General features: G+C 72.6%; 26 protein-coding genes and 2 pseudogenes. 16 read left to right on the top strand and 12 right to left on the bottom strand.

Annotated elements, in window-relative coordinates:
• Positions 1-21: 21 nt before the first annotated feature.
• On the top strand, positions 22-342 hold the full coding sequence (sugE, locus tag ACYVO2_RS22385) for a quaternary ammonium compound efflux SMR transporter SugE (RefSeq protein ID WP_461009716.1): 321 nt from the start codon (positions 22-24) through the stop codon (positions 340-342).
• Between the two features lie 15 nt (positions 343-357).
• Here sugE and ACYVO2_RS22390 read toward each other — a convergent pair.
• Both ACYVO2_RS22390 and ACYVO2_RS22395 read right to left on the bottom strand, forming a co-directional pair.
• Positions 358-951 (bottom strand): annotated as a pseudogene (locus tag ACYVO2_RS22390) (transposase family protein); the annotation flags it as partial.
• Positions 948-1,919 (bottom strand): SDR family NAD(P)-dependent oxidoreductase, encoded by a 972-nt coding sequence (locus ACYVO2_RS22395; RefSeq protein WP_461009717.1) that lies wholly within the window; start codon positions 1,917-1,919, stop codon positions 948-950. The gene ACYVO2_RS22395 and the pseudogene ACYVO2_RS22390, both read right to left, overlap by 4 nt.
• A 55-nt stretch (positions 1,920-1,974) precedes the next feature.
• Between ACYVO2_RS22395 and ACYVO2_RS22400 the strand changes: the two genes are divergently transcribed.
• Both ACYVO2_RS22400 and vph read left to right on the top strand, forming a co-directional pair.
• Positions 1,975-2,397, top strand: a complete 423-nt coding sequence (locus ACYVO2_RS22400; protein WP_461009718.1) for a MerR family transcriptional regulator — start codon at positions 1,975-1,977, stop codon at positions 2,395-2,397.
• Between the two features lie 106 nt (positions 2,398-2,503).
• On the top strand, positions 2,504-3,364 hold the full coding sequence (vph, locus tag ACYVO2_RS22405; protein ID WP_461009719.1) for a viomycin phosphotransferase: 861 nt from the start codon (positions 2,504-2,506) through the stop codon (positions 3,362-3,364).
• On the opposite strand, the gene ACYVO2_RS22410 is transcribed toward vph, so the two are convergent.
• On the bottom strand, positions 3,355-3,684 hold the full coding sequence (locus ACYVO2_RS22410) for a hypothetical protein (RefSeq protein WP_461009720.1): 330 nt from the start codon (positions 3,682-3,684) through the stop codon (positions 3,355-3,357). The genes vph and ACYVO2_RS22410 overlap by 10 nt on opposite strands.
• A 716-nt stretch (positions 3,685-4,400) precedes the next feature.
• Here ACYVO2_RS22410 and ACYVO2_RS22415 point away from each other — a divergent pair.
• The 7 genes from ACYVO2_RS22415 to ACYVO2_RS22445 all read left to right on the top strand — a co-directional run bounded on the left by ACYVO2_RS22415 (position 4,401) and on the right by ACYVO2_RS22445 (position 10,631).
• The gene (locus tag ACYVO2_RS22415; RefSeq protein ID WP_461009721.1) at positions 4,401-5,519 is read left to right on the top strand and encodes an FAD-dependent monooxygenase; all 1,119 of its coding nucleotides are present in this window, start codon (positions 4,401-4,403) and stop codon (positions 5,517-5,519) included.
• A 240-nt stretch (positions 5,520-5,759) separates the two neighbouring features.
• On the top strand, positions 5,760-6,758 hold the full coding sequence (locus tag ACYVO2_RS22420; protein WP_461009722.1) for a helix-turn-helix domain-containing protein: 999 nt from the start codon (positions 5,760-5,762) through the stop codon (positions 6,756-6,758).
• Between the two features lie 138 nt (positions 6,759-6,896).
• Positions 6,897-7,883 carry an MmyB family transcriptional regulator gene (locus ACYVO2_RS22425; RefSeq protein WP_461009723.1) on the top strand — a complete coding sequence of 329 codons (987 nt, stop codon included), beginning with the start codon at positions 6,897-6,899 and terminating at the stop codon, positions 7,881-7,883.
• 277 nt (positions 7,884-8,160) lie between these two features.
• Complete coding sequence (locus tag ACYVO2_RS22430) at positions 8,161-8,991, top strand: helix-turn-helix domain-containing protein (RefSeq protein WP_461009724.1); 831 nt, start codon at positions 8,161-8,163, stop codon at positions 8,989-8,991.
• Positions 8,992-9,207: 216 nt separating this feature from the next.
• On the top strand, positions 9,208-9,456 hold the full coding sequence (locus tag ACYVO2_RS22435) for an ArsR/SmtB family transcription factor (RefSeq protein ID WP_461009776.1): 249 nt from the start codon (positions 9,208-9,210) through the stop codon (positions 9,454-9,456).
• Between the two features lie 2 nt (positions 9,457-9,458).
• The gene (locus ACYVO2_RS22440) at positions 9,459-10,001 is read left to right on the top strand and encodes a YbaK/EbsC family protein (RefSeq protein ID WP_461009725.1); all 543 of its coding nucleotides are present in this window, start codon (positions 9,459-9,461) and stop codon (positions 9,999-10,001) included.
• A gap of 135 nt (positions 10,002-10,136) precedes the next feature.
• On the top strand, positions 10,137-10,631 hold the full coding sequence (locus ACYVO2_RS22445) for a MarR family winged helix-turn-helix transcriptional regulator (protein ID WP_461009726.1): 495 nt from the start codon (positions 10,137-10,139) through the stop codon (positions 10,629-10,631).
• A gap of 36 nt (positions 10,632-10,667) precedes the next feature.
• Here ACYVO2_RS22445 and ACYVO2_RS22450 read toward each other — a convergent pair whose 3' ends face one another.
• Complete coding sequence (locus ACYVO2_RS22450) at positions 10,668-11,642, bottom strand: hypothetical protein (RefSeq protein ID WP_461009727.1); 975 nt, start codon at positions 11,640-11,642, stop codon at positions 10,668-10,670.
• Positions 11,643-11,906: 264 nt separating this feature from the next.
• On the opposite strand from ACYVO2_RS22450, the gene ACYVO2_RS22455 reads away from it, so the two are divergent.
• Positions 11,907-12,776 carry a 4Fe-4S domain-containing protein gene (locus tag ACYVO2_RS22455; protein ID WP_461009728.1) on the top strand — a complete coding sequence of 290 codons (870 nt, stop codon included), beginning with the start codon at positions 11,907-11,909 and terminating at the stop codon, positions 12,774-12,776.
• Between the two features lie 105 nt (positions 12,777-12,881).
• Here ACYVO2_RS22455 and ACYVO2_RS22460 read toward each other — a convergent pair whose 3' ends face one another.
• Both ACYVO2_RS22460 and ACYVO2_RS22465 read right to left on the bottom strand, forming a co-directional pair.
• Complete coding sequence (locus tag ACYVO2_RS22460; protein WP_461009729.1) at positions 12,882-13,565, bottom strand: hypothetical protein; 684 nt, start codon at positions 13,563-13,565, stop codon at positions 12,882-12,884.
• A gap of 82 nt (positions 13,566-13,647) precedes the next feature.
• Positions 13,648-14,388, bottom strand: coding sequence for a DUF899 domain-containing protein (locus ACYVO2_RS22465; RefSeq protein WP_461009730.1), 741 nt, complete (start codon positions 14,386-14,388; stop codon positions 13,648-13,650).
• Between the two features lie 102 nt (positions 14,389-14,490).
• Here ACYVO2_RS22465 and ACYVO2_RS22470 point away from each other — a divergent pair, with 102 nt between their 5' ends.
• Positions 14,491-14,958 (top strand): winged helix-turn-helix transcriptional regulator, encoded by a 468-nt coding sequence (locus ACYVO2_RS22470; protein ID WP_461009731.1) that lies wholly within the window; start codon positions 14,491-14,493, stop codon positions 14,956-14,958.
• Between the two features lie 272 nt (positions 14,959-15,230).
• Here ACYVO2_RS22470 and ACYVO2_RS22475 read toward each other — a convergent pair whose 3' ends face one another.
• The 4 genes from ACYVO2_RS22475 to ACYVO2_RS22490 all read right to left on the bottom strand — a co-directional run bounded on the left by ACYVO2_RS22475 (position 15,231) and on the right by ACYVO2_RS22490 (position 18,612).
• Complete coding sequence (locus tag ACYVO2_RS22475) at positions 15,231-15,389, bottom strand: hypothetical protein (RefSeq protein ID WP_461009732.1); 159 nt, start codon at positions 15,387-15,389, stop codon at positions 15,231-15,233.
• Positions 15,390-15,470: 81 nt separating this feature from the next.
• Positions 15,471-16,613: a glycosyltransferase family 2 protein gene (locus ACYVO2_RS22480; protein WP_461009733.1), complete on the bottom strand. Its 1,143-nt coding sequence runs from the start codon at positions 16,611-16,613 to the stop codon at positions 15,471-15,473.
• Between the two features lie 537 nt (positions 16,614-17,150).
• The gene (locus tag ACYVO2_RS22485; protein ID WP_461009734.1) at positions 17,151-17,594 is read right to left on the bottom strand and encodes a hypothetical protein; all 444 of its coding nucleotides are present in this window, start codon (positions 17,592-17,594) and stop codon (positions 17,151-17,153) included.
• A gap of 295 nt (positions 17,595-17,889) precedes the next feature.
• A complete protein-coding gene (locus ACYVO2_RS22490; RefSeq protein ID WP_461009735.1) occupies positions 17,890-18,612 on the bottom strand; it encodes a TetR/AcrR family transcriptional regulator in 723 nt (240 codons plus the stop codon).
• A gap of 101 nt (positions 18,613-18,713) precedes the next feature.
• Here ACYVO2_RS22490 and ACYVO2_RS22495 point away from each other — a divergent pair, with 101 nt between their 5' ends.
• Together ACYVO2_RS22495 and ACYVO2_RS22500 are read left to right on the top strand one after the other, a co-directional pair.
• Positions 18,714-19,046, top strand: a complete 333-nt coding sequence (locus ACYVO2_RS22495; protein WP_461009736.1) for a DUF1330 domain-containing protein — start codon at positions 18,714-18,716, stop codon at positions 19,044-19,046.
• A gap of 1,215 nt (positions 19,047-20,261) precedes the next feature.
• Positions 20,262-22,583: a beta-L-arabinofuranosidase domain-containing protein gene (locus ACYVO2_RS22500; protein ID WP_461009737.1), complete on the top strand. Its 2,322-nt coding sequence runs from the start codon at positions 20,262-20,264 to the stop codon at positions 22,581-22,583.
• A gap of 5 nt (positions 22,584-22,588) precedes the next feature.
• Here ACYVO2_RS22500 and ACYVO2_RS22505 read toward each other — a convergent pair.
• Both ACYVO2_RS22505 and ACYVO2_RS22510 read right to left on the bottom strand, forming a co-directional pair.
• Positions 22,589-22,678: pseudogene (locus ACYVO2_RS22505) on the bottom strand (IS982 family transposase); the annotation flags it as partial.
• Positions 22,679-23,187: 509 nt separating this feature from the next.
• The gene (locus ACYVO2_RS22510) at positions 23,188-24,030 is read right to left on the bottom strand and encodes a right-handed parallel beta-helix repeat-containing protein (protein ID WP_461009738.1); all 843 of its coding nucleotides are present in this window, start codon (positions 24,028-24,030) and stop codon (positions 23,188-23,190) included.
• A 734-nt stretch (positions 24,031-24,764) separates the two neighbouring features.
• Here ACYVO2_RS22510 and ACYVO2_RS22515 point away from each other — a divergent pair.
• Both ACYVO2_RS22515 and ACYVO2_RS22520 read left to right on the top strand, forming a co-directional pair.
• Positions 24,765-25,178, top strand: a complete 414-nt coding sequence (locus ACYVO2_RS22515; RefSeq protein ID WP_461009739.1) for a hypothetical protein — start codon at positions 24,765-24,767, stop codon at positions 25,176-25,178.
• A gap of 167 nt (positions 25,179-25,345) precedes the next feature.
• The gene (locus tag ACYVO2_RS22520) at positions 25,346-25,996 is read left to right on the top strand and encodes a class I SAM-dependent methyltransferase (RefSeq protein ID WP_461009740.1); all 651 of its coding nucleotides are present in this window, start codon (positions 25,346-25,348) and stop codon (positions 25,994-25,996) included.
• Positions 25,997-26,292: the final 296 nt, after the last annotated feature.

Consider the following 26,292-nt stretch of genomic DNA (forward strand, 5'->3'; position numbering starts at 1 on the left):
CCGTCGCGAAGGGTGCGTTCCATGGCGTGGGTTCTGCTGGTCGTGGCCGGGCTGCTGGAGGTCGGCTGGGCGGTCGGGATGAAGTACACCGACGGGTTCACCCGGCTGTGGCCCAGCGTCCTCACGGGCGCCGGGATCGTGGGCAGCATGGCACTGCTGTCGTACGCCGCGAAGTCCCTGCCCATCGGCACGGCCTACGGCGTGTGGGTGGGCATCGGGGCGGCCGGAGCGGCGGTCCTGGGCATGGTGGCGCTGGGTGAGCCGGCGACCGCCGCGCGGATCTTCTTCGTCTGCCTGCTGGTGGTGGCCGTCGTGGGACTGAAGGCCACGTCCGGGCACTAGGTGCAGGAGGGCCGAACGGTGGTGACGCCGTCCTTGAGGCGTGCTGCGGGCGAAGTCGCGCGAGCGGTAGCAGGCGCCGTGGGCGGCGAACCAGACCTTCGCCCGGGCCAGAAAAAGCGGCTCGGTGTGGGCGGGCCGGGAGAAGCCGTCGATGGCGGAGTGGAGGTGTACGCAGCCACGCTTCGTGCCCGCTGACTCCGCGCGGCCTGCTGCCTTGGCCTGTTCGGAGTCGCGACCGTGGATACGCCAGCCGCCACCGTGGGGAACCCGGCCGACCTTCTTCACGTCCAGGTGCACCGTGTGGCCGGGCCAGCGGGCGGTGATCTTGCCTGGCGTCCGGTTGCCGGCTCCGCACGGACCGAGGAACCGGCGGCGTCCGAGTCCCAGCCGGGTCGGATGCCGTGTGACGGTGCGGCGGTCGACCGTGTGGCCAGGCTCGGCCGGCTCGTGGGTGATCCGCTGCGCGGACCACTTCTTCCGGCGTCGCCAGGATTCGATCTCGATGCCCATCGCAGCGGCGACGTGCGCTATCGGGCGGGCGCGGCAGGGTTCGACGAGGCGACGTCGGCCTTCGATGGTCAGTGGTGCGTTGCGGTGCGGTGGCGTCATCGGGTGATCGGGGCGGTGCCGGTCGCGGCGATGGACAGGTCCCACAGCCGTGCGGCTGCATCGGGGTCGATGGCGTAGGCGCGGACGCCGCCGTCGTCCATGGACGCTTCGGGGGCGGAGATGCCGGCGATGTCGCAGTCCTCCAGGTAGAGGCCGCCGCAGTCGGCGAGGAGAGGGGAGGTGGCGGCCCACAGGCCGGTGGCGGCGCCCTGGGAGGGGGTCTTGAAGTCGGTGGCGATCACGTTGCCGTGCTCGTCCACCCACCCGCGGTCGATCTGTTCTTGGAGTGCCATTTCCCGCTGCAACCCGGTGATGATCTTGCCTGGATGAAGTGAGAAGGCCCGGACGCCGTCGCCGTGCCCGAGCGTGTCGAGGTGTACGGCGAAGAGGGCGTTGGCGGTCTTGGCCTGGCCGTAGGCCAGCCACTTGTCGTAGCCGGTGCGGAAGTGCGGGTCGTGCCAGCGGATGTCGGTCAGGGTGTGGCCGGCGGAGCTGTTGACCACGACGCGTGCGCCGTCGGCGGCGGCCAGGAGCGGGTAGAGCTCGCAGGCGAGGGCGAAGTGCCCGAAGTGGTTGGCGGCGAGCTGGCCCTCCCAGCCGGGTCCCACGCGCCGTTCGGGAGTGGCCATGACTCCGGCGACGGCCATGAGCAGGTCGAGCCTGGCCAGGGAGTCGCGGATGTGCGCGGCGGCCGCCCGCACGCTGGCGAGGTCGGTCAGGTCCATGGGGATGACCTCGCAGCTCTTCACATGCGCGAGTGCGGCCCGCGCGATGTCAGGCCGGCGCGCCGGAACGATGACGCGGGCTCCGGCGGCCGCGAGGGCACAGGTGGTCTCCAGGCCGAGCCCGGAGTAGCCCCCGGTCACCACGGCGTTCGTGCCGGACAGGTCGAGGCCCGCGGTGACGTCCTGGGCAGTGCTGGTGGCGGAGAAGGGCGAGCCGAGCGGCTGTTGATCAATGCTGGTCATGCCGTCGAAGCTACGATCTGGAGCGAGGTCTAGATCAAGTCCTAGACTGCGACGCATGGCTGGCACCGAGACTCCTGCAACGCCACTGAGCATCGGCGACGTGGCCGAGCAGACCGGACTCAGCGTCCACGCGCTGCGCTTCTACGAGCGCGAGGGACTGCTCGTCGGACCGGTCCGGCGAACCTCCGGAGGCCGGCGACGGTACAGCGCGTTCGACGTCGACTGGCTGCTGATCTGCGTCAAGCTACGGGAATCCGGGATGCCGCTGGCCGACCTCAAGCAGTTCGCCGAGCTGGTGCGGCACGGTCCGGGAAACGAGGCGGAACGCCTGCAACTTCTCGAAACCCACCGGCGGCGCGTCGACGCACAGATCCAGGCACTGGAGGAGTGCCGGTCCGTCATCAACTGGAAGGTCGCCGTCTACGCCGACCACCTCGCCCGCGGCAAGGCCGAAGGACTCTGGGACCCCACGACCTGAAACCTCACCGGCGGCGTCAGCAACCTTCTGCCCCCGCAACAACCAGGGCCTGTCGTCGGATCCCCGTCTGCCCCGCGGCGCCCCGCCGGGGGCAGAATCGACGATCATGGGAGTTCTGCACGCGCACCGGGCACTGCTGCGCCGGTTGCTGCCCGACGACGACCCGGCGGCGCTCGAGGTCCGCGAGGGGCAGTTCCACCACGTGGTGCTGGGCTCGGACCGCGTCGTGTGCCTCCCCCGTACCGAGGCGGCGGCCGCCCGGCTGCCCGGGCGGGCGGCCGTGCTGCGGGCGCTGGCCGGGCTCGACCCCGGGTTCCGCACCCCCGTGCCCCTGGCCGCGGGCGTTCCCGGCCCGGGCGATCCGCCGTTCCTGGTCCTCAGCCGCGTCCCCGGGGCCCCGCTGGCGGACGGCGTGCTCGCCGATCCCGCGGCGGCCGAGGCCGTCGCGGCCCAGTACGCCGCCCTGCTGACGGCGCTGGCCGCGGCGGGCGCCGACGCGAGGGCGCGGGCGGCGCTGCCGCACACGCCGCCGGACCAGTGGCGGCGGTTCGCGGCGGAAGTGCGCGCCGAGCTGTTCCCGCTCATGTCGGACGGCGGGCGCCGCCGTGCCGAGCGGGAGCTCGGGGCGCTGGCGGGCCTGCCCCACCGCACCGCCGCGGTGGTGCACGGCGACCTCGGCAGCGAGAACGTCCTGTGGGAGATCGCCGACGGGCGCCCGCGACTGAGCGGAGTGGTCGACTGGGACGAGGCGGCCCTCGGCGACCCCGCCGAGGACCTCGCGGCCGTCGGCACGAGCCACGGCGAGGACCTGCTGCGCCGGGTCCTGGCCCTGGGCGGTTGGTCGGGGAGCGGCCTGACCGCCCGCATCGCCGCGATCAGGGGCACGTTCGCGCTTCAGCAGGCCCGCCAAGCTCTCCGCGACGGCGACGAGGCGGAGCTCGCGGACGGCCTGGCCGGCTACCGCTGACCCCGGCGGGGGAACGGGGGCCGGCGGCACGCCCGGCCGGCGGGGTGCGGCCCGGCTCCCGGGGAGGCGAGGCGCAGGGCCCGGGCGGCGCCGCGGACGGCGGTGACGACCTCGCCGTCGGCCAGCAGCGCCACTTCGGTCAGATGCGCTCCGAGGTCGATCACGAGCAGCGGACGGCACAGGTCGGCGCCCGCGGCCATGGAGATGGCCGTGACGCTGTGCACGGCCAGCACGGAGTGGGGGCGCAGCACCCGGAGGACGTCCAGGGCGGTGGTGTGGTGCCGCTGGTCGCTGAGGACCGGCACGGTGAACGCGGTCACGGGCCGGGCGTTCCCCGGGACACGGTGGGCCAGCAGGCGGGACAGCATCCGGGCGGCGCCGCCCGGGTCGACGATGGTGCCGCGCCGGACGGGGCGGCTCGAGCCGGTGGTGGAGGGTGTGGGGCCCCTTGCATTCGAACAGCCATCGAACGGGGAGGAGCAGGAGGCTGGCAGCGCGCGAACGGACCCAGGACGACATCCGGCCACCCCTCCGCGAGCCCGCCGCCGGTGGCGGCGCCCGGGCCGGTGCGGCGCCCGGCAGGGGTCACGGTCGCGGTCGGCGGGTCGAAGCGGTGTGACCGAATGTCTGTCCCGCACGCGGAGACCGAGCGGGGCGCGGCGGCCGGCAGGCCCTGACCGCCCGGCTCGCCGAATACACCCCCTCCCCCACGCCTCCCTCCGCGTATCCGTCGATCGCCGCCCGCCTCGGAGCCGTCCACCGCACTCTGGCCGCGGGTCCGGGACCCGATGGGCTCCGATGTGCCCGGCGTCGTGTACGGCTGCCTGGCGCGGGAGGACCCGGAGCGGCGGTGCCGGCGGCGGGCCGGCTGAGAGCAGAATCGCACGGGTGTGCATGCCTGAGCGGGAATCGGGTGTGGCTCCGGGCATTCTCGAGCACGGCTCCGCTGCGGCGCGGCAGGCTGATGCCTCACGTGGTGATCAGTAAGCGGCGCGGCTCGGGCTGAGGCGCGCCTCTGCGAAGGACAGGTGCGAAGGTGACAGGCGTCCGTAGGGTGCTGATCATCGGCGGAGGCTCTGCGGGCAACAGCCTGGCGGTGCTGCTGCGGGCGACGGGTGTCGAGGTGGACCTCGTCGAGGCATCCGAGGACTGGAACGCCCTGGGCTCGGGGATCATCCTCCACGGCAACGCGCTGCGCGTGCTGCGGGACGTCGGCGTCTGGGAGCGCGTCGCCGAGGCGGGCGTGCCCTTCGACACCATCACCATCACCGCCCCGGACGGCACCGTCGTCAACGAGCAGCAGGACCTGCGCAGCGGCGGCCCCGACCTGCCGGCCAGCCTGGGCATCACCCGGCCGCGGCTCCAGCGGATCCTGATCGACGCGGTGCGGGCCAGCGGCACCAAGGTCCGCCTCGGCTGCGAGGTGCGCCGGCTGCACCAGGACAACCAGGGAGTGACCGCGTCGTTCAGCGACGGCACGCACGACAGGTACGACCTGGTGGCGGCGTGCGACGGCGTGAACTCCGCGACGCGGAAGCTCATCGGCATCCCCGACGAGCCCGTGGACACGGGCATGGTGGTGTGGCGTGTCCTGGTGCCCCGGGGCGACGACAGGCAGGAGACGCATCTCGCCTACGGCGGCCCCTGCTACATCGCCGGCACCAGCCCCATGGGGGACGACACCTGGTACGCCTGGTTCGTGGAGGAGGGGCAGGGCCCGGTCGAGCGCAGCGCCTACGTGGGCGAGATGCTCCACAGGGCGGCGGCCTACGGCGGGCGGTGGGAGCAGGTGCGCGGCCATCTCTCGCGGGCGTCCCGCATCCATCGCACCGGTTTCGTCAGGCATCTGGTGGAGGGGCCCTGGCACCGCGGACGCGTCGTGCTGGTCGGTGACGCCGCGCACGCCTGCCCGCCCACCCTGGCCCAGGGGGCCGCCATGTCCCTGGAGGACGCCGCGGTGCTCGCGGAGCTGGTGGCGGGCAAGGACAGCGCCGACGAGGAGGTGCTGTCCGAGTACCGCGCCCGGCGCGACCCCCGCGTGCGGATGGTGGTGGACGGCTCCATGCAGCTCGGGCAGTGGCTGCGGGACGGGCAGCAGCACCTGGCCCCGGGTCTGATCGCCGGGACCCTGACCAGCCTGGCCGCCTGCCCCTGATGTCGCCGCACAGACCGTCGCGGCACCCCGCGCCCGGCCCGCTCCCGGTCCGAGCGGGCTGCCGCGCACCCGTCCCGCGGCCCCGCGGGGCGACGGCGACGACGCCGCGGTGGCGGGCCGTCGGCGGCGGGAGCGGAACGGAGCGGGCGTTCCCGCCCGGAACCGGTGTCCCTTGAGCCTGCGTGCCCCCGCAGGCGACACCACCGTGCCACTCGCACCAGGCAGCTCAACGAGGTACTCATGGGGCACTCGTACGACGATCCGGGTGGCGGGGAGCAGGAGCTCGCCCGTCTCGCCCTGGACTACCGCACCCTGGCACCGGCCGGGCCGCCTCCTGAGGTGGCGCAGGCGCTCAGGCGACTGCTCCGCGAGCACCGCGCGAGGACCAGCCTCGCCGCGGCGCACGGGCGGTCGCGGGAGCTGGGGCTCGCCCCTCCCGGGCTGGAGTCGATGCCGGGCGCCAAGGCCGGTATCGGCATCACCCAGGAGCAGCTCGCCCTCCTGCTGTTCGTGAGCGACCGCGCCTACCAGGCGTGGGAGCGGGGCGCCGTCGCCATCCCGGCCGACCAGGTCGATGTGCTGGCGACGGTCCTCGGCATGACCGACAACGACCGGGTCCACCTGCACCGGCTGGCCAGGCGCCACGACCCCCAGCCCGTTCCCGGCCCGCCGCGCCAGGAGCTGCTGGACCCCGGGTGGCGGATCAAGGTGCGCCTGGAGAGGTTCCCGGCGTATCTGTCCACGCTCGGCTGGACGGTGCTGGAGGCCAACGGCGCCTACTACGAGTTCTTCCCGTTCGTCCGCGAGGAGGAGCCGCACAACATCGCGCGCACCACCCTGCTGCACCCCATGGCGAGGAAGGTGCTGGTGCACTGGGAGCGGGACTGGGCGACGCCCATGCTGAGGCACCTGTGGTCGCTCTACCAGTTGCACCCCGGGGACAACGAGATCTCCACCCTGATCCGGCAGGTCGCGGAGAGCCCGCAGACCCGCGACATCTGGAAGTCCAGGGCGGCCGCGAGCCGGGTGTTCTACCCGGACACGCTGATCCGCCTCATGCGCCACCCGCGACTGGGCCCCATCAGGGTGACGAGCCTGTACGCCACCCCCGAGTCGCTCAAGCCGTACGGCTACCGCTTCATCAACCTGCTGCCCCTGGACCAGTTGCCGCGCGAGCTGCTGCCCGCGGACCTGGCGCGCGCGCTGGACACCGGCCTCCCGGACCCGGACGGGAGCTGACCCCCGCCCGGGACGGGGGCGCCGCCCGGCGGGCGGCGGGGGAGGATGCGCCGAGGGGGACGCGGGCACGGTCCCGTCAACGGGAGAGCCGGAGCGGCTCGGCGTCACTCGATTCGCACAGGCGAGGATGGACACACGATGGACAACGTGGTGGCCGAGCAGCGGCCGAGGCACTCCCCGACCGGTCGGGCCCCCGATCCCGAGATAGCGAGTACGCTCAACGCCCTCCTCAAGGAGTGCCGCCTGCGGCGGTCCCTGGATCAGGCGTGGGAGGCCGCCCGGGCGGGTGGCGTGAAGCTCGCCGTGTCCTCGCTCGACGACCTGCGCCCCAGGCAGCGGGGGCCGTTGAGAGGGCTGACCCAGCAGAACATGGCGCAGCTCCTCGGTGTCTCCTCACGGCAGTACCAGAACTGGGAGCGCGGCACGTCGCCGATACCGCGGGACACGGTCCGGAGCATCGCGATCGTCCTCGGGATGCACGCGGACGAGTTCACCCTGCTGTCCCGGCTGACGCTGGGGCACGACCCGGAGCCCGTCACCGCGCTGCCCGGCGCCGAGCAGGTGCACTGGCTGTGGCAGTGCATGGTCCACGGGCTGCCCTACCCCGCCTACATCTCCGATTTCTCCTGGAACCAACTGGTGGTGAACCGCGCCTTCCACGAGGCGATGCCGTGGGCGGCGCCGGGGAGCGAGCGACCGGAGAGCAACGCCATGCGGCTCGCCCTCTTCCATCCCATGGCCCCTGCACACATGTGCGACTGGGAGCAGGAATGGGCCAGGCCGATGTTCGACCAACTCTGGTCGGCGTACCAACTGCACAGGGAGAACCGCGAGCTCGCCGCCCTGGCCGCGCAGGTGAGCCAGGCCCCGCACCTGCGGCGGGTGTGGACGCGCCGGGCCCGGCGGCCGACGGTCCATCAGGACACCGACATCCGGTTGCTGAGGCACCCCCTCTGGGGCAGGATCCGGGTGGGCATCCTGGCGGCGGCGCCGTCCCGGGCGCCGGGGTGCCGGTTCGTCGCCCTGCTCCCGCTGGACGGCCCGGAGGCGGTCCGCCTCGAGGACGTCGGCGGCATCACCGACCGCCTCAGGGCCTCCGCCGACCACCCCCTCCCGCCCGTCTGAGGGACCGGCCCGGCCCTGCTGCCGCCCACCCCGGTGGTGCCCCGCGCCCCCGTGGCCGCGGGGGCTTGGGTGGCCGGTTTCGCTCCGTGATCTCGCGGTGGACAGCGCGGCGGCGGGGGCGGCCCGGCACCGACACTGTCATTTCTAGAAGCGATTTTTCGTATCAACAGATCAACCATCTCCGGTAGATCTGTCCTCACTGGGGGATCAGCAGCAGCGCTCGGCAGCCCTTTCTCTCGCGAGGGCGGGCGCCTGGTCGCGGAGCAAGGGAGGGGCCATGGCGGTCGTATCTGCCGTTTCAGCCGACAAGGACGTGCCGGAAGGACAGCTCAGCACGGCCGACCGCGTGTGCATCCTGCTCACCACCCTGTCCGGGCTGGGCCCGGGGTGGCACCGGCTGGAGCGGCTGATGGCGGCGTCGAAGCTGCCCCGCACCACGGTGCGGCGCCTGCTGGGCACCTTGGCGGAGCACGGGCTGGTGCGCCACGACCCGGTCGTGGGCTACAGCCTGCCGCCCGCCGAGCAGCCCCTCCCCGTGCTTCCGCCACTGGCGACGGCCTGCCAGGCGCTGCTGGCGACGCTCCAGTACCGCACGGGCCAGACCGTGCTGTGCCACGGCTGCCTGGTCCCCCCGGGGCACACCCCCCTGCGCGTCTGCCTGGACTACCGCCTCGGCGGCGGCTTCCTGCACGGCCTGAGCGACGTGGAAAGGCACGAGGCGATCGAGCGGCTGAGACAGGCCCCGCTGCACCTCGACGCGCCGGGGCAGGTGATCGCGGCGTACCGCGAGGACGGCAACAGGTTCGTCGGGACCCGGTGGCGCGAGATCCGCGGCCGCGGCTTCACGCGCTCGCAGTCCCCCGTGGCGGGGTGGGATCTGCTGGCCGCCCCGGTCCAGGCGCAGGGAGCGGTCGTCGGGGCCCTGAGCATCGCGGCCAGGCGGGACGACATGACCCGGCACCTCTCCCAGTACGTGCAGCAGTTGACCGACGCCGCTCGCCGGCTGAGCTCCACACAGGCCCGCGCGGTGCCGCTCGCCGCGACCACGGGCCCCTGGCCCGCCCCGGCCGGGCCGCACCCCGGCAGCACCGCCCGCGTCTCCTGCTGACGCGGTCCCACTCCACACCCCGGCCCGACGGCGACCAGGCACCGGTCACCGTCGGGCCGGGCGCGTCCGGCGCACGGCGAGCCCACCACGGCGAGCCCATCTCCGGCCGACCGGTGAGGACAGGGCTTGACACTTCACTTAGCCAATTAGCAAACTGACTAAGTGATCGATGTCGAGGTGCTGAAGGCACTGGGCAGCGAGAAGCGCCTGGCGATCATGGAATGGCTCCGGGACCCCACCGCGCACTTCCCGCCCCAGCGGGACGGCGACCTCGTCGAGGACGGGGTCTGCTCGGTGTTCATCGCGGACAAGCTCGGGGTGAGCCAGCCCACCGCGAGCGCGCATCTCAAGCTGCTCACCGGCGCCGGCCTGCTGCGCGCCAAGAAGATCAGGCAGTGGACCTTCTACCAGCGCGACGAGCGGCGCATCGCCGAGGTCAAGAGGATGTTGAGCGAGGGATGGTGACAGTGACCCAGCAGCACGCGGCCACGCCGCGGGAGGCCGAGGACGCCGAGGCGGACGCCTACGAGCGGCTCATCTCCCTGCTCGACGCGCACGGCGCCCGGTACCGCGTCATCGACCACGCCCCCGAGGGGCGCACCGAGGTGGTCAGCGGATACCGGGGCCACCCGGTGGCCCACGCGGCCAAGTGCCTCGTCGTCATGGTGAAGACCGGCAAGCGCACCAAGCGGTACTTCCTCGCCGTCGTCCCCGGTGACGCCAGGGTCGATCTGCACGAGCTGAAGGCCCTGGCCGGCGGCACGTACGTGTCCTTCGCCTCGACGGACAAGGCCGAGGCGCTCTCGGGCTCCGTCAGCGGCACCATCCTGCCGTTCAGCTTCCACCCCGAGCTGGAACTCGTGGTGGACCCGGGGCTGCTGGAGCACGCCGAGATCTACTTCAACGCCGCCCGGCTGGACCGCTCCCTGGCACTGAACGCCGAGGACTACCGGGACCACCTGACCCGCGTCGGCGCCCGGATCATGCCGATCACCGCCGAGGAAGCCTGACGCCGGCACGGGACGACCGGTCGCGGCGACACGATCACGCCCCGGCCACGGGTCGCCGCGCTCGGGCGATCGGACGGCCGGGCGATCGGGCAGCCGGGCGACCGGCCGCCACGACGGGGGTGTAGCGTCGCGATCATGAAACCGTTCAGCGGCAGCATCACTGACCAGGCGCCGGCTGATCCGGCCGCCACGGACGAGATGTTGGCCGGCCAGCCCATCGGCTATTGGGCCGGCCTCGTCCACGAGGCTGTGACCCGGCGTCTGCGTGACGTCATGGCCAGGATCGATGTCACCCAGCCGCAGTACTGGGTACTCAACCGAGTAGCCGGCGGGCCCACGGCACCCAGCCGTGAAGAGGTGATCGCCGAGCTGACCCCCCTCGCGGGCGGGCCGCACGAGATCCCTCGGGTCATCGACCAGTTGCTGCACCGTGGCTGGCTACGGATCGACGCCGAGCAGAAGGTGCACCTCACCGAGACCGGCGAGGCCGCCAGGGTCCGGCTGCGCGGGCTGGCCACCGAGCTGCGCGCGGAGGTCCACCGGGGCATCAGTGACGAGGAGTACGTGGCCGCGCTCAAGGTGCTGCGCACAATGATCGCCAACGCCGAGGGAGACGGGACCTCCTCGTAGCTGCTTCATCGCGGCTTCGCCAGCCGCGGGTGCGGATCAGGCCGGCGGCGAGGTGGAGGGCAGCCTGGAGGGCAATGGCGAGTTCGTCCGTTCGCACGGCCGGGCCACGTCACTGCTCGAACCGGCTGATGCCCTGCCCGCCGGTGTCCCGCTGCTCGCAGGCCTCCGCGTCGAAGCCGGGTGGTCGGCCACGGCCCAGGCGGCCGTCACGGCCCCCGAGGGGGCGTCGGCGTCCGGGGGCGGGGTGCGGGAGGCGGCGGCCTGGAGCGGGCCGCGGCCGTACTTTCCGGCCTGGCTCGAGTCGACGACCTCGGAGGCGGGCGGGACGCGCACGGTCACCGGCTCGTCGAATCCGCTGAACGCCATGGTCATGGTGGCTCCCTCGGACATCAGGACCAACCGGTGGACGTACGGCCTGCCCTCGGCGGCCACATACATGGTGGCCTGCTCCCCGCCGCCCCGCTCGATGACGGGTACCACGGTCCGGCCGTCGATGGTGGTCGCGGCGCCCCTGGTGAGCGGCCGGGGAGGAGAACTCGGCCGGACTGGAAGGAAGTCGTCCATGACGCAATGGTCGAAGTCCCGGTAGCCCGGGCTCCCGCTCTCCGCCCTGATCCACCGGTCTCCGAGGGCGGCCTCCAATCTCGGCCCGCCGAGCTTCCGCCAGTCGGCCTTCCAGTGGACGGCCCGCGGCGTGATGACAACGCGGAAGCGCACGCCTTTCACGACCATGCTGCCCTCGCACTCCCCCCGTTCGCTCATCGCCAAGCGCAGGCTGTCGCCGCTGTCCTCCCTCAGATCGACGGTCACCGAGGTGAGCGACCTGGCGGTCTCCATGGCCAGGCCCGTGATCTGCCCGGCGGTCATGCCCTCGAACGGCGCGCGCTCACGCGCGGTGGGACTGGCCTTCGCCCGGTCGTGCCGCCCCTTGTCCCGCGCGTCCGGCGACGAGCACCCCGCGAGGCCGAGGGTGAGGGCGGCCAACGCCGCGCACGCAGTGGTGCCGCTCATACGCACGGGGGATCCTCGGGAGTCGATCGACTTCGGTGGCGGCGCCCACTCTCCCACGCCACACCCCGGCCCTCCGCACACGCGTTCCCCTGCCCGGCCGTATCCAGCCATGTCCCCGGCCGCGCCGCGGACACGGCGGCGCGCCCCGCGGCGGGATCGCGCCGGGGCCCATCGGCCGGCCCCGCCGATTCCGGTCGCGGGTGGGGTATGCATGCCTGAGACAGCGGCCCGGTCCGGGTCGTGCCGCCGGGAAGGAGCCCCGCCGTGGACGGCTGGTACGTGGACGAGCGCTGCACCAACTGCGATGTCGCCCGGCAGTTCGCGCCCGGCCTGATCGGCGAGGTCGGGGGAAGGTCCCGGATCCTGCGCCCGCCGCGCGACGAGGCGGAGACACGGCGTCTGCACGCGGCCGTCTTCGCCTGCCCCACACGGTCGATCCGCACGGCGTCGGGGCAGCCGGACCAGGCGCTCGACCCCTTCCCGATGGCCCTGGACGACGGCGTGCTGATCTGCGGGCACAACTCGCGGCACACCGCAGGGGCCAACTCCTACCTGCTGGTGCGGCCCTCCGGCACGGTCATGATGATCGACACCCCGCGGTGGAGCCGCGGCCTGGCCGAGCGCTGGGCGGCGACGGGCCCGGTCACCGATGTGCTGCTCACCCACCGCGACCACGCCGCCCACGGCCGCCGCTACGCGGACCACTTCGGCGCCCGGCTGTGGATCCACGAGGGCGACCTCGACGCGGCACCGGACGCGGACCGGGTGATCCGCGGCCTCGAACCCGTGGAGATCGGCGAGGGGGTGACCGCCCATCCCCTGCCCGGCCACACCCGGGGCAGTGTGCTCTACCTCGCGGACGACCGGTACTGCTTCAGCGGGGACAGCTTCTACTGGTCGCGCGCCGCCGGTGACCTGGCCGTGGCGGAGAGCGTGACCTGGTACTCCATCGAGGAGCTGGCCGGCTCCCTGGCGCGGGTGGCCGGACGGCTGCGCTTCACCTGGGTCCTGCCGGGCCACGGTGACCGCCGCTGGCTCCCCGCCGAGGAGATGTCCCGGCGGCTGGCGGCGCTGGCGGAGCGCACCCGACTGCTGCGGCCCCGGCCGATCGACTTCACGGCCGTCCGCTGGTGAGACGGCGAACGGCCGCGCGCGGGGCGCGGCCGGCACCGGGCGGGCGTGCTCGGCGGCGCTCGCCGGTGGGCGGTGGGGGGGACGTGGGGCTGAGCCGCGGCAGGGTCAGGGCCGGGGGACGGCGTCGTACCGGGGGTTCGGCCGTCCGTCCGGCAGGGTGCGCGGTGCGGTGAACGCCCCGTACAGGCCGCTGTTCCGGTAGTACGGATCGCCGATGGTCCGGCGCGGGAGGCTCAGCCCGTAGTGCTCGCCGAACAGGCGGTACACCTCGGCCGTCTCCGGGACGTACAGCGTCCACTCGTCGGGGTCGTCGGGGAAGTCGGGGTCGGGCTCGACGCCGCCGAGCCCGATCTCGGCGGTCATGCGCGCGGTGAGCGGATGATCGGCTCTGACCTGTTCGTGCACCGCGCCTTCGTGGTACGACCAGTCCCACGCGCCGTCCACGACGGCGCTCACCATCGGCGGGTCCATGGTGGTGTCGGTGATGTGCACGTAGGTGCGGCCCTCCCACAGGTGGTTCAGGTGATCGCGGTCCGACCGGAAGACGCCGTCCCCGGTCTCGAACGCGAACGCCCACCCGCCGCAGGTGCCCAGCCTGGCGAGGGCCGGCAGTCCCGCCGTCCCCTTGGCCGCCGCCACCACGGCGTCGAAGGCGGCCGGGTCCATGACGGTGCCCGGCTCCGCGCCCAGCATCGTCGCGAGGTCCTCGACCTCGGCGTCCTTCAGTGCGACCAGGTGGAAGCCCCGCCCGTGGAAAGCTCCGTGCAGCCACTCGAGCCCGTCAGTCATGATCGGCAACCTACCCGGCACCACCGACACTCCGAGCCGGTCGCGGGCGCCGGGGTGCCGGGCCGGCTCCGCGCGCCCTCCGTCAGCTCGTGAAGCCGGGGTCGGCGGGGTGCGCGGACGGCACGCGGCCCTTCGGCTCCTCCCAATCCTCGTGGCGCCCCAGCGCGGTGATGTCGAGCAGCCGGTAGGCGTGCATCATCACGTCGACGCCCCGGCCGTAGGCGGCGTAGGTGTGGAAGACCTCGTCGCCGTCGCGCAGGAACGCGCTGACCCCGGGCTGCTCGCCGACGTAGTCGACCAGCCAGCCCTGCCCGGCGGCGACCAGTTCGTCGGCGTCCCGGAAGTTGTAGGCGTTGGGCGTGACCGCCGGGTCCAGCGTGACGTGGAAGTCGTAGTTGAAGTCGCTGCCGTACGAGGAGTACCAGGGGAAGGTCCAGCCCCGCTCCCGCCGGTAGGCGGCCAGCTTCGGGTACGGCGCGCGCGAGACGGCCGCGAACGCGGTGTCGCGGGAGGCCAGGTGGGCGCGGGCGCCCTCGCTGAGGTCGTCGGCCATGGCGGTGCAACTGCCGCAGCCCCGGTCCCAGGACGGGTCGAACATGAAGTGCTGGAGCACGAGCTGGCCCCGCCCGTCGAACAGGTCGAGCAGCCCGACCTCGCCGTCCGGGCCGGTGAACCGGTAGTCCTTCTCGACCCGCACCATGGGCAGCCGCCGCCGGTCGGCGTTGAGCTCGTCCAGCGCCCGGGTCAGCTCCTTCTCCCTGGCCAGCAGCTCCCGGCGAGCGGCCAGCCACGCGTCGCGGGTGACGATCTGCGGTCGGTCCACGGTGTCCTCCGGCATCCTCGAACTTGCGTGATGCAAGCACCCTAGGAGAGCGACTTGCATCACACAAGCGACAAGCGGATTATCGAGGCCGTGCTCGGTCGTATGTATGAACGTGAGAACTGCTCGGCGGCCCGCGCGCTGGAGCTGGTCGGCGAGCGGTGGAGCCTGCTGATCATCCGCAACGCGGTGTTCTCCGGCATGACCCGGTTCTCCGACTTCGAGCGCAGGCTCGGGGTCGCGCCGAACATCCTGGCCAAGCGCTTGGACGGGTTCGTGGCCGACGGGTTGATGGAGCGGCGCGAGGGCCGGGAGTACGTGCTCACGCGGAAGGGCCGCGAGCTCGCCACGGTGATCGTCGCGCTGACCGAGTGGGGCGACCGGTGGGCCGCGCCGCAGGGCCCGCCGGTGCTGTTCGAGCACGAGGGCTGCGGCGGGCCGGTGCATGTGCGGGCCCACTGCGACGACTGCGGACAGGAGCCGGCCGCGGACGACGTGGTCGCCGTCGCCGGCCCAGGCGCGGACCCGCACCGCCGCCCGCCCCGCGACCCGAGCCGCCCCCGCACCACCTGACCGCCTCAGCCCCGGAAGCGCCGCCCCTGCGTGGGCGATGCCCGATGGACGTGAGCGCACCCTTGCGCGCCCCCGCTGGGCGCCGGCGTCCTCCGGCTGCTCCCGCGCGGGCGCCGGGGTGGGGCGACTGGCCGGGCCCGAGGTGCTGGCCTTTGTCTGAACGGCCTGCGGCGCGGACGCCGGGAGCCCTGCCGCACACGGTCGAGTGGGACCGTGTGAGGCAGGGCTCCGTCGCGTCGGTCGTATCAGTCGCGTGGCTCGCGTCGGTCGCGTCAGCGGAATCTGGGCGCGAGCTTGTACAGCGCCGCCCCGGCGGCGATCAGGGTCGCCATGGCGACCACGGTCGCCAGGATGTTCAGGCCGAAGCCGGTTGACGCCAGGGCCGCGCCGCCGGTGCCCGCGGAGCCCACGCCCATGACCTTGCCGTACATGTTTCTCCTTGTGTGTGGTGATGGCGGCCGGTGCCGGCCGGTCGTCCGCGCGGGCGGCGCCATCGCCGCCGGCACGGGTGCTCAGGTGGGGACCCAGGTCTCCTGCTTGCGTCGCAGCAGGCCCCACAGGGCGGCGAAGTACACCGCGTGCTGGAACAGGTCGTAGAGCATCTCGGGGATCATGAGCAGGGCGACCGCGACGGCCCGCCGGCCGCCCCGGCGGACGGTGACGACCTTCTCGACCACGAACAGCGCCCCCACCGCGGTCCAGAACAGCGACAGCCCGGGCCAGCCCACGACGGTCAGCATGAGGGTGAGGAAGACCAGGTAGGTGAGGAAGAACAGGGCGCCGAGACCCATGAGGATCTGCTTGAGGAAGTAGGGGGCGGTCACCCGCGTCCAGCCGTAGTCGCGCAGATTCTCCAGGGCGCCCCGCTGCCACCGCAGGCGCTGGTGCCACAGTTTGGGCAGGGTCGGCATGACCTCGGTGACCACCGAGCACCCGGCCGGGGACATGGTGCGGTAGCCCAGGGTCTTCACGGCCTTGGTGATCTCGTCGTCCTCGGTGAGCGAGGCGAGGCTGTAGTAGCTTTCGCCGCCGCCGATCCGGCCGGAGCGGCGGGCGTCCCTGACCTCGCGGAGCACCCGCGCGCGGAACACCGTGGCCGTCCCGGTCAGGACCACGGCCCGGCCGCCCTTGCGGGCGATCTCCCAGGCGTAGCGGTGGAACTCCATCCGCTGGAGCATCCCGAGCAGGCCGCCGCCCTGTTCACCGTAGAAGACGCCGCCGACCGCCCCCACCCTGCGGGTGAACGCCTCCTCGGCGGTCTTGGCGAAGTGCGGATTGAGCACCGTGTCGGAGTCCTGGATCAGCAGCAGGTCCCTGCCGTCCAGGGAGGGCAGCAGCAGGTCGATGGCCTGGTTGAGCGCTCCGGCCTTCTTGTGGACGTTGCCGACGGTCTCCAGCACCTCCGCGCCGAGGCCGCGGGCGACGGCGGCGGTCGCGTCCGTGCAGTTGTCCGCCACGACGACGATGCGGTCCACCTGGCGGACCTGCGCCCGCAGGCCGGCCACGGCGGCCGCGATCCGGTCCTGCTCGTTGTGGGCCGGGAGGAGGGCGACCAGGCGCGCCCGTGTGCCGGTGATCGCTGGTGCGGGGCCGGCCGGCTGGGTGTCCCGGCCTGCCTCCCGGCACGGAACAGCGGTCGCCGCAGCAACGGACATGGCCCCCCAACCCTCACCAACGCCACGTCGCGCTACGTTGATCAACAAGCAGTACTATTGACAGATAGTAGCCATACTGGTGATCTCTCAGTGCAACGGACAGCTTCCGTTGGGGAAACATCCGGCGGCACACCGCACCCGGTCCGCACCCGTCCAGGGCGGGCAACGGCCGCCTGCGCGGGGCCCGCACCGCCCCGGGGCCACCGCCGGTGCCGGTGCCGCGCATGGGCGGGAGCATGGCGGAAGTCACACCGCCACCGCGGACGGCCGCGGGCGGCCTGGCGCGCGGACAGGCTGAGCCACAGCGCGGGGGGCGTCGTGCTCCGCGGGGAGAAAGCGGCGGTCGAAGGCGGCGATTCGGCTCACGGGGCGCGACCGGGCGCCGATCGGGCGACGTCCCCGGGGACTCTGCGGGGGACGCACAGTGCGCGGCCCCCGCGCGGCCCACCAACGGCGACGCGCCACCACCGGAGGCGGGGTGTGGGGTCGCCCGCTCGCGTCGGAGGGAGGGGAGGGCCGGCCGTGGGCGGGCGCAGCTCACGGGGTGGGGCGGCAGGTTGGGCAGGTGTGGGTGTCGATCGCCGCGAGCAGGCTCCGCGCCGCGGCCCGTACCGCGGGGTCGCGGTCCTCGGTGAGCCGTTCCGCCGTGCCTCGCCCGTGCAGGACGGCCTGGTGGGCCTGCCGCTGGACGTCTGCCTGCGGCGGGTTGCCGTGTTCGAGGATCGTCTCCAGCAGTGCCATCACCTCGGCTCGCGGCCTCACCCGCTCGGTGACCGCGAGCTCCCACAGGAAGGGCACCGCGGGGACCGTCGCGCCGAAGACGGCGAGTTCGCCGATCCGCAGGGCGAGGTCGGACAGAGCCGTCGAGGCGGCCCGGGCATCACCCCAGGCGATCCGTGACAGCAGGCCGGGAACCTCCTCCGCGCTCCCGTACGCATGCCGCAGCTCATGCCACCGGACCCGGCGCAGCCCCTTGAGCACCCCTCACCCACCCTCGTCTCGACGCGCCCACCGCGCGCTCCCCCGCAGGCGATCATCCCCGTGCCCGATGCGGGCCAGTGTCACCCGGCACGTCGGTGCGGCGTCCGCACAGCATGCCGCCTTCCGCGGCGAGGACGCTGTGGCGCCGGCCGTCCGCCGTCGCCAGCAGGACGATGCGCCCCGGGATGCCGAAGGGAGGGCACCTTCGATCCTCCCCTGCACGTCTCGCCATGCGGCCGTCCGACACCGCGGCCGGCCGCCGGGAACCGCGCCGGCACCTCGACGCCGCCGGACGCTAGGCCAGGCCCAGCGACCTGACCAGGTCGAGCATCTCGGCGCGGTGGAGCGCCTCCGGGTTGACCGCGACCGGGTGGATGTGGCCGTCGATCTCCAGGGCCACCAGGCCGTGCATCCGGCCCCACACGCGCAGGGCGAGCGCCGCCGCCGCGGGGGGCACGTCCGGGAGGTCCGCCTGGATCTTCGCCACGTAGTCCGGGTGGAGGTCGGACCAGGAGGTGTCCTCGGGCTGTTGGTGTCGCGCGCGGGGCCACGCGGCGGCCACCAGGCGGGTCAGCTCGCGGCACACGCGGCGCGCCGTCTGGTCCACCGGCCCGTCTTCGGGGGGCTGGTAGCCGGGGATGGGGTGGCCGTAGAAGAGGCGGAAGCTCTCGGGGTTCGCCAGCGCCCATCGCCGCAGGGCCTGGCCCCAGGCGATCAGCCTGCCGCCGGGGTCGGTGTCGGGGACGGCGCCGCCCGCGGTCTCCACCGCCTCCGCGAGCGAGGCGGCGATCTCGCCGATCAGTGCCGTGATCAGGTCGTCCCTGGTGGGGAAGTAGCTGTAGATCGCGCGGGCGGTCATCCCCATCTCGCGGGCGATGCCACGCAGTGAGATCGCCCCGGGGCCTCCCTCGGCCATCTGCCGCAGCGCGATGGCCTTGATCTCCCGGCTCGTCTCCGCCCGGAGCCGCTCCCGACGGCTCGGCACACCCACGGCGCGTTCGGCCTCGTCGATGCTCACCTTGTACAGGTTACAGGGGTGCAATAGTCTGCGGCGTGACGTTAGTACACGCCGTGTCCGAACGAAACGGTGTTTCGATCAGAGGTGAAGGGAAGCGCTCCATGCCCGCTTACGTCATCGCCGATGCCGTCGTGCTCGACCAGGAGGCCGGTCTGGCCTACGCACCGGTGGCCCAGGAGTCCATCCTCAGCCACGGCGGCCGCTACCTGGTCGCGGGCCCCACGCCCGAGCCCGTCGAGGGCGCCTGGGGTTCCTCCCGCTTCATGGTCATCGAGTTTCCCGACATGGACCGGATCCGGGAGTGGTACGACTCCCCGCAGTACCGGCGGGCCCGGGAGATACGCGAGGGCAAGGTCGAGGTGAACATGCTGTTCGTCGAGGGCTCCCCGCCCGAGGGCTTCACCCTCCCCGCCCAGGCGCCGCCGTCGCGGTGACCCCGGCCGGCGGGGCGGGGTGACGGGTCACCGCGCTCCGCCGCGTCGGCCCGCCCTACCGCGGAGCGCCGGGCCTGAGGGCCACCGCTGCGGTGTCGGAGGACGCCGCGACGACCGCGTACTCCGCGCACGCCGCCGTCCACGCGGTCCCCGCGCGCCGTGAACGAGCCGTCCTGGAGCGCGATGCCCGACGTACGAGCCGCACCCGATCGAGGTGCCGCCGTCGCCGCCGGGGGCGAGCGTTGCGGGCGCCAGGATGGTGGTGGACCCGGCGACGGCCGCCTCGACGCGGGGATCGCGATGCCGACTCCGCTCCCGTGCGGTGGGCTGACCGTGGATCCGGACATCCCGGGTCCCGCGTGCCGGACGGCCCGGGCCGCGCGGCCGACGGACCCACGGCCCGGGCAGCGGGCGCTCCCCGGCGACCCGTCAGGGGCCCGCCGTCCCCCGGCGGGCGAATCTCGGCGCGCGGGTGGCGCAGGGACGAGGCCCGGTCCGCGGTCGTCCGGCGCCGTCCGACTTCCCGGGGCGTGCGGGAGTCCGCGGAAGAACCGCCGCGCGCGGAAGACGCCGAAGGCGCGCGGCCCCCGGGATGGCGATCGCCGAGAGGCCGAGCGGCCAACCGTTTGTTCGTGTATTGACACACCCTCACCCCCCTCTTATGTTTCTATTCGACATAGGAAACAGTGTTCGATATACCGGACATTGCGAGGCGTCGCCGGCGCGCGCCCTCACACGTCCGGCGCGGCCTTTCGCCGCGGCACGGAACTTCGGCCCGACGCGGCACGGGGAAGTCGCATTCCCCTGCCGACCGATCGAGCCGGCCAATTGGCATCAACGCTTGGAGACGTCATGCGCGCTCCACAAGCACGATCCTCGCCCGGCGCGGGTTTTCCGTCCCGCCGGGCGCGATTGACGTCGCCGCATTCCGTGCCCGCTCCGGCCCGCGGGCGGCGGTCACGGTAGCGACAGCGGTCGTCCGGCATTCCCACCCGCGATGCCACCGGGCCCGCCGACGCCTGATCACCGGCGTTCGATCACCGCGGCCCGATCGCCGGCGCCCGATCGCCGGCGCCTGATCACCGCCGGCGGACAGCCACCGGCGGATCGGCCGCCGGACCGGCGGCGGCACGGCCGCCCGGCCGCGCGCACACCTGCCCGCCACAGGTCCCCACCTGGACGTAAGCGCTTCCCCCACCGTCGAAAGGGTACAAGATGTCCTCCTCCTTCAGTCGGCGCCGGCTGTTGCAGGCCGCCGGGGTCGCAGCCATGGCCTCGGCCGCCGGACCCGTCCTCGGAAGCTCCACCGCCCGCGCGGCAGTCCCTCCGGTGCGGGCCGACATCGGGGTGTCCGCGTACCCGTTCGACATCGGCCAGGTCCGGTTGACCGCCAGCCGGTGGCTGGACAACCAGAACCGTACGCGGAACTATCTGCAATTCGTCGACGTCAACCGGCTGCTCTACAATTTCCGGGCCAATCACCGGCTCTCGACCAACGGCGCCGCCGCCAACGGCGGCTGGGACGCGCCGACATTCCCGTTCCGCACCCATGTGCAGGGCCACTTCCTCACCGCATGGGCGCAGATGTATGCCCTGACCGGGGACACCACATGCCGGGACAAGGCCAACCACATGGTGGCGGAGCTGGCCAAGTGCCAGGCCAACAACGGCGCCGCCGGGTTCAGCAGCGGATACCTGTCGGGATTTCCCGAGTCGGAATTCACCGCGCTCGAGCAACGCACCCTGTCCAACGGCAATGTGCCGTACTACGCCATCCACAAGACCCTGGCCGGCCTGCTGGACGTGTGGCGCCTCATGGGCAGCACCCAGGCTCGCGACGTGCTGCTGGCCCTGGCGGGCTGGGTCGACTGGCGCACCGGCCGGCTGAGCGCCCAGCAGATGCAGGCGATGCTGGCGACCGAGTTCGGCGGCATGAACGCCGTGCTGACCGACCTCTACCAGCAGACCGGCGACTCGCGGTGGCTCACCGCCGCCCGGCGGTTCGACCACGCCGCGGTGTTCGACCCGCTGGCAGCCGGCCAGGACCGGCTCAACGGGCTGCACGCCAACACCCAGGTGCCCAAGTGGATCGGGGCCGCCCGGGAGTACAAGGCCACCGGCACCACCCGCTACCGGGACATCGCCACCAACGCCTGGAACTTCTGCGTCAACGCGCACACCTACGTCATCGGCGGCAACAGCCAGGCGGAGCACTTCCGCGCCCCGAACGCCATCGCCGGCTACCTCAACAAGGACACCTGCGAGAGCTGCAACACGTTCAACATGCTCGTCCTCACCCGGGAGCTGTTCGCGCTGGACCCGAACCGGGCCGCCCTGTTCGACTACTACGAGCGGGCGTGGCTGAACCACATGATCGGCCAGCAGAACCCGGCCGACAGCCACGGCCACGTCACCTACTTCACCCCGCTCAACCCCGGCGGGCGGCGCGGTGTGGGCCCGGCGTGGGGCGGTGGCACCTGGAGCACCGACTACAACAGCTTCTGGTGCTGCCAGGGCACGGGCCTGGAGATGCACACCAGGCTGATGGACTCCATCTACTTCCGCAGCGACACCACGCTGATCGTGAACATGTTCCTGCCCTCGGTGCTCAACTGGTCGCAGCGCGGGATCACGGTCACCCAGACCACGACGTACCCCGTCGGCGACACCACGACCCTCCAGGTGACCGGCAACGTCCAAGGGACGTGGTCGATGCGCGTCCGCATCCCGAGCTGGACCACGGGGGCCACCGTCAGCGTCAACGGCGTGGTGCAGAACATCACGGCCACGCCCGGCAGCTACGCCACCCTGACCCGCTCCTGGACCTCGGGCGACACGGTCACCGTCCACCTGCCCATGCGGGTGGTCGTCCGGGCGGCCAACGACAACGCGAACGTCGCCGCGGTCACCTACGGACCGGTGGTGCTGGCCGGCAACTACGGCAACACCTCGCTCAGCGCCCTCCCGTCGCTGGACACGTCGTCGATCAGGCGGACCAGCGCCAGTTCGCTCGCCTTCACCGCGACCGCGAACGGCTCCACCATCAACCTGGGCCCGTTCCACGACGCGCACGGCCACAACTACACCGTGTACTGGAACGTCGGCGGCCAGAGCGCCTCCACCGTCCGCCTCGCCAACGCGGCCAGCGGGCTGGTGCTGGGCATCCAGGACATGTCCACGGCCGACGGCGGCCGTGCCCTGCAATGGCACGACTCGGGGACCGCGGACCACAACTGGGAGATGATCACCGACGGTGACGCGGTCCGGTTCCGCAACGCGCACAGCGGCAAGGTGCTCGGGGTCCAGGACATGTCCACGGCGGACAACGCGAGCGTCCTGCAATGGGCGGACAACGGCACCGCCGACCACAGGTGGACGCTGCTCGACCAGGGGGACGGGACGTACAAGATACGCAACGTGCACAGCGGCAAGCTGCTCGGCATCCAGGGCAACTCCACGGCCGTCGGCGCGTTCGCGGTCCAGGAGTCGGACAACGGCACCGCCGACAACCGGTGGCGGATCGTGCGCAACGGCTGAGGTCCGGGCGAACGCCCACGCCGTCGCGGGGTCTTCAAGCAGTCATCGGTGTGCACGCGCAGGGCCGCGAAGAGGGTGTCCGACTCGGTCGTCACGACCCGATGGTGGACACCCTCCCCGCGTCCGGAAATCCCGCGTCCGGAAATCCCGCGATCGGAAATCCTCGTCCTGCGGTGCCGAGGCCGGGGGACGTCCGCGGTACTGGACCACTCACACCGGCAGACCCAGGCCGCGCGCCAGGGCCCCGGCCTGAGGCGCGATCCCGTTCACCGCGCCGAGGACGATGCCGATCACGCTGTCGATCATACCGCCGACGACGGGCAGACCCATGACCACTCCTTCATTTGTGTGCCGGAATGCCGATCGAGGTGATATTACCCACTGGAATGCCTTTTCGCTCCGCATCCGCGGCCCCATCCGCAATTCACGCGAACAGCCGTGTGCGAGTTCCACCGCGGCCGGGACCGTGGGCGACGACGCGCCGTGCGGCGCGGGACCTGATGCCTTGTCCTGATGGCAGCGCGAACAGCCGGACTGCCATCAGGACCTCGCGGGGCGGCGGGCCGGATGCCCGCGGGAGCGGCCGGCCCGGAGGCACGGAACGTCAGCCGACGCAGCCCGGGACGGCGGGGGAACTGCCGGTGCAGTTGTTCGGAGTGTTGCCGCCGACGGGGGACGTGGTGAGCGTCATCGTGCCGTTCCGGCGGTAGATGCCGCCTGCCGTCAGGAGAGCCGTGTTGGCGCTGACGGGTGTGCTGGTCAGGGTGGTCGCGGTGGAGTCGATGGCGGCGATGCCGCCACCCTGGGAGGCGGTGTTGGTTCCGCTGATGAAGCTGCTGGTGGTCGTCAGCGTGCCGCGCAGACCGTTGTAGATGCCGCCGCCCCGGCCGATGGCGGTGTTGCCCGAGACGGTGCTGTCCGTGAGGGTCGCGGTCGCTCCCTTCGCGGGGGCGGCGATGTCCCTGTTGGCGAGGCCACCGCCTTTGCCCAGGGCGGTGTTTCCGGTGATGGCGCTGGAGGTGAGGGTCACGGCTCCGAAGTTGAGGATGCCGCCACCGTCCGTGGCCGCCACGCCGTTGCTGAGGGTGACGTTGCCCTTGATGGTGAGGTTGCCGCTGCCGGCGACCTTGACGATGCGGAACGCGGGTGCGCCCACCGAGCGGGTGATGATGTTGTTGTTGCCGGTCAGGGTGATGGCGGTGGTGATGACCGGAAGGGCGTTGGGGCCGTTGCCGTCGCTGCTGTGGGGCGCGGTGATGGTGTACGTGCAGCCCGCCGCCAGGACGACGTTGCCGCCGCCGGAGGCGTTGGCGGCGTCGATGGCGGCGATGAGCGCGGCCTCGTTGCAGGCCACGGCCGCGTGGGCGGAGGCCGGGAGCAGAACGGTGGTGGCGGCGGCCAGGACGACCGCCCCGGCAACGACGGGGATGGCGCGTATTCGTCGCATGACGTTCCTCTCGGAATGATGAATGGTGTACTACCTGTGTGCTGACTTTTCCAGGGCATCCGGTGCGTTCGGTTCCCGATGTCCCCTCGCTCGAGAGTGTCCCGCTGAAAGTAGGGGCTCGGGCGGTTCGAAAGCAGGGCGGGCAGGAGGACACGTGAAGTGGGCAGTGGTACCCGCGTGCCCCAGCGTGAGAGAAGGGCTTGCAGGCGCGAAGTTTCGCTCGAATGCGTTTGCCGCGCACTCCCTCCGCGGCGGCAACTGCGTCCTGACACGGGAGCGGTGAAACTGGCAGCCACGCACCGGACAGGGCGGGGAATTCGGCGAGCGGTTAATTCCCGTTCGACTTCTTACGTCTGGACGAGTGGTTCCGGTTGCGGATATCCAGACGTGGGGAGGGCGTCCGCCGTCGGGTGGCGACGACCGGGTCGGCGATCCTCTTGACGGCACCGCACATGCGCGTCGACGACCGCCTCCAAGGCCCTCGGCGCCCCCGGGACCGACGACCGGAAGGGCCCCGGCCGCCCTGGTCGACGCCGAGCCGCACCCGGCACCCGACCGGACCGCCGACCCTTGCCGGCGACGGCCACTCCGCCGCCGAGGCCGACCGCCCCCTCGCCACCCGTCGGGGTGGTTCCGAGTGACCCGGCGTGCCGCGCGCCTGGTCACAATGGCCCGGCGGGCATGTCCATGATTAAATCCTCCGGCACACAGTACGACCCGAAACAGGGAGATCCTTGAAACTCCGCCGTGTTCTCACCATGGGTGCGGCCGCCGCCGCGGCGCTCGTGCTCTCCACCGGCACCGCCTCCGCCGGCGACGTGTACGACAGCACGACCGGCTCGGCCGGCTGGGGCGACTTCAGCTACGCCAGCAAGACCCACGCCTACAGCATCCACCTCCGCCTGCGCGACACCGCCGCCGACGGGCACCACGTCCGGATCCGGGTGCAGTCCCTGGACCCGACCCGCAACGTGACCAGCTACACCTGGCGCTCGGTCACCACGGGCTACAACACCGAGGGCATCTGGAGCACCTCGCTCACCGACACGAGCGGGATCTGGGCCCTGCGCATCCAGGTGTGCACCTTCGAGGGCGACACGGCGCTGTCCTGCGCCACCTCGAGCTGGGACGGCAACAACTACTACTGATCCCCGCGGCACCGACCGCACGGGACCCCGGGTACGGCCACGCCTCCCGGGGTCCCGTGCCGTGCACCGTCCCACCCGGCCCGGACGGCGGCCGGCTGCCGGCCGGAGGTGCCTGTCCGGAGGAGGGGTTCGGCGGCGGGACCGGCGAGCCTCTAGGGTCCTCGCTTGTGACCGAACTATCCTCGTACCTGCGTACGACAGCGGACGCCTACGACGCCATCGCCGCCGTGTACGCCGATTTCGCCCGCGACTATCTCGACACCCTTCCGCTGGACCGCGCGGTACTCGCGGCGTTCGCCGAACTCGCGCGGGCCACCGAACCCGGCCTCGTCGCCGAGCTGGGGTGCGGCACCGGAGAGGTGACCGCGCACCTGCGAGCCCTGGGGCTGGACGTGTTCGGCGTCGACCTGTCGCCGGTGATGATCGATCTCGCTCGCGAGGCGCACCCGGACCTGAGGTTCGAGGTCGGCTCCATGGACGCCCTGGACCTGCCCGACGGCGGGCTGGGCGGCGTCGTGTCCTGGTACTCCGTCATCCACACGCCGCCGAAGGACCTTCCCCCTTACTTCGCCGAATTCCGGCGGGTGCTCGCGCCCGGCGGGCACCTGCTGCTCGGCTTCTTCGAGTCGGAGGGTGAGCCGGTCACCGCGTTCGACCACAGGGTGACGACCGCCTACCGGTGGCCGATCGACGACCTCGCGGGGCTGGCCCGCGAGGTCGGCTTCGTCGAGGTCGGCCGGATGCTGCGCGAGCCGCTCGAGGGGGAGCGGTTCCGCCGGGGCCATCTGCTGATGCGCCTGGACGGGCAGCCCGGGTGACCGCCCGCCCGGCGGGCGGCGCGGTGCGCGATGTCGAGGCGCACAGAGCCTTGCCGGTGTGACGGATGCCGTCCTATCCTCCCGATAGAAAGCGCTTTCCAAAGCAAGTGCGGCGCCGAGGGAACCGTTCCGGTGGAGGCGACCACCGCGGCGTGCGCCGCGTCCTCGCATGCGCCGATACCGAACCGGCGCGCCCGACCAGGGATGCCGCCGCGCCACGGGACGAAAGGTGTACGGCCATGACGAAGGCGTGCCGCGCCGTCCATCGCGGTCCCGACGGCGACGGCTCCCGCGAC

Source organism: Streptomyces capparidis (genome assembly GCF_054782095.1).

Bases quoted from the DNA above. Each gene is read 5' to 3' on its own strand.
- sugE (WP_461009716.1), top strand. From the start codon at position 22: ATGGCGTGGGTTCTGCTGGTCGTGGCCGGGCTGCTGGAGGTCGGCTGG.
- ACYVO2_RS22395 (WP_461009717.1), bottom strand. From the start codon at position 1,919: ATGACCAGCATTGATCAACAGCCGCTCGGCTCGCCCTTCTCCGCCACC.
- ACYVO2_RS22400 (WP_461009718.1), top strand. From the start codon at position 1,975: ATGGCTGGCACCGAGACTCCTGCAACGCCACTGAGCATCGGCGACGTG.
- vph (WP_461009719.1), top strand. From the start codon at position 2,504: ATGGGAGTTCTGCACGCGCACCGGGCACTGCTGCGCCGGTTGCTGCCC.
- ACYVO2_RS22420 (WP_461009722.1), top strand. From the start codon at position 5,760: ATGGGGCACTCGTACGACGATCCGGGTGGCGGGGAGCAGGAGCTCGCC.
- ACYVO2_RS22425 (WP_461009723.1), top strand. From the start codon at position 6,897: ATGGACAACGTGGTGGCCGAGCAGCGGCCGAGGCACTCCCCGACCGGT.
- ACYVO2_RS22430 (WP_461009724.1), top strand. From the start codon at position 8,161: ATGGCGGTCGTATCTGCCGTTTCAGCCGACAAGGACGTGCCGGAAGGA.
- ACYVO2_RS22435 (WP_461009776.1), top strand. From the start codon at position 9,208: ATGGAATGGCTCCGGGACCCCACCGCGCACTTCCCGCCCCAGCGGGAC.
- ACYVO2_RS22445 (WP_461009726.1), top strand. From the start codon at position 10,137: ATGAAACCGTTCAGCGGCAGCATCACTGACCAGGCGCCGGCTGATCCG.
- ACYVO2_RS22450 (WP_461009727.1), bottom strand. From the start codon at position 11,642: ATGAGCGGCACCACTGCGTGCGCGGCGTTGGCCGCCCTCACCCTCGGC.
- ACYVO2_RS22460 (WP_461009729.1), bottom strand. From the start codon at position 13,565: ATGACTGACGGGCTCGAGTGGCTGCACGGAGCTTTCCACGGGCGGGGC.
- ACYVO2_RS22470 (WP_461009731.1), top strand. From the start codon at position 14,491: ATGTATGAACGTGAGAACTGCTCGGCGGCCCGCGCGCTGGAGCTGGTC.
- ACYVO2_RS22475 (WP_461009732.1), bottom strand. From the start codon at position 15,389: ATGTACGGCAAGGTCATGGGCGTGGGCTCCGCGGGCACCGGCGGCGCG.
- ACYVO2_RS22480 (WP_461009733.1), bottom strand. From the start codon at position 16,613: ATGTCCGTTGCTGCGGCGACCGCTGTTCCGTGCCGGGAGGCAGGCCGG.
- ACYVO2_RS22495 (WP_461009736.1), top strand. From the start codon at position 18,714: ATGCCCGCTTACGTCATCGCCGATGCCGTCGTGCTCGACCAGGAGGCC.
- ACYVO2_RS22500 (WP_461009737.1), top strand. From the start codon at position 20,262: ATGTCCTCCTCCTTCAGTCGGCGCCGGCTGTTGCAGGCCGCCGGGGTC.
- ACYVO2_RS22510 (WP_461009738.1), bottom strand. From the start codon at position 24,030: ATGCGACGAATACGCGCCATCCCCGTCGTTGCCGGGGCGGTCGTCCTG.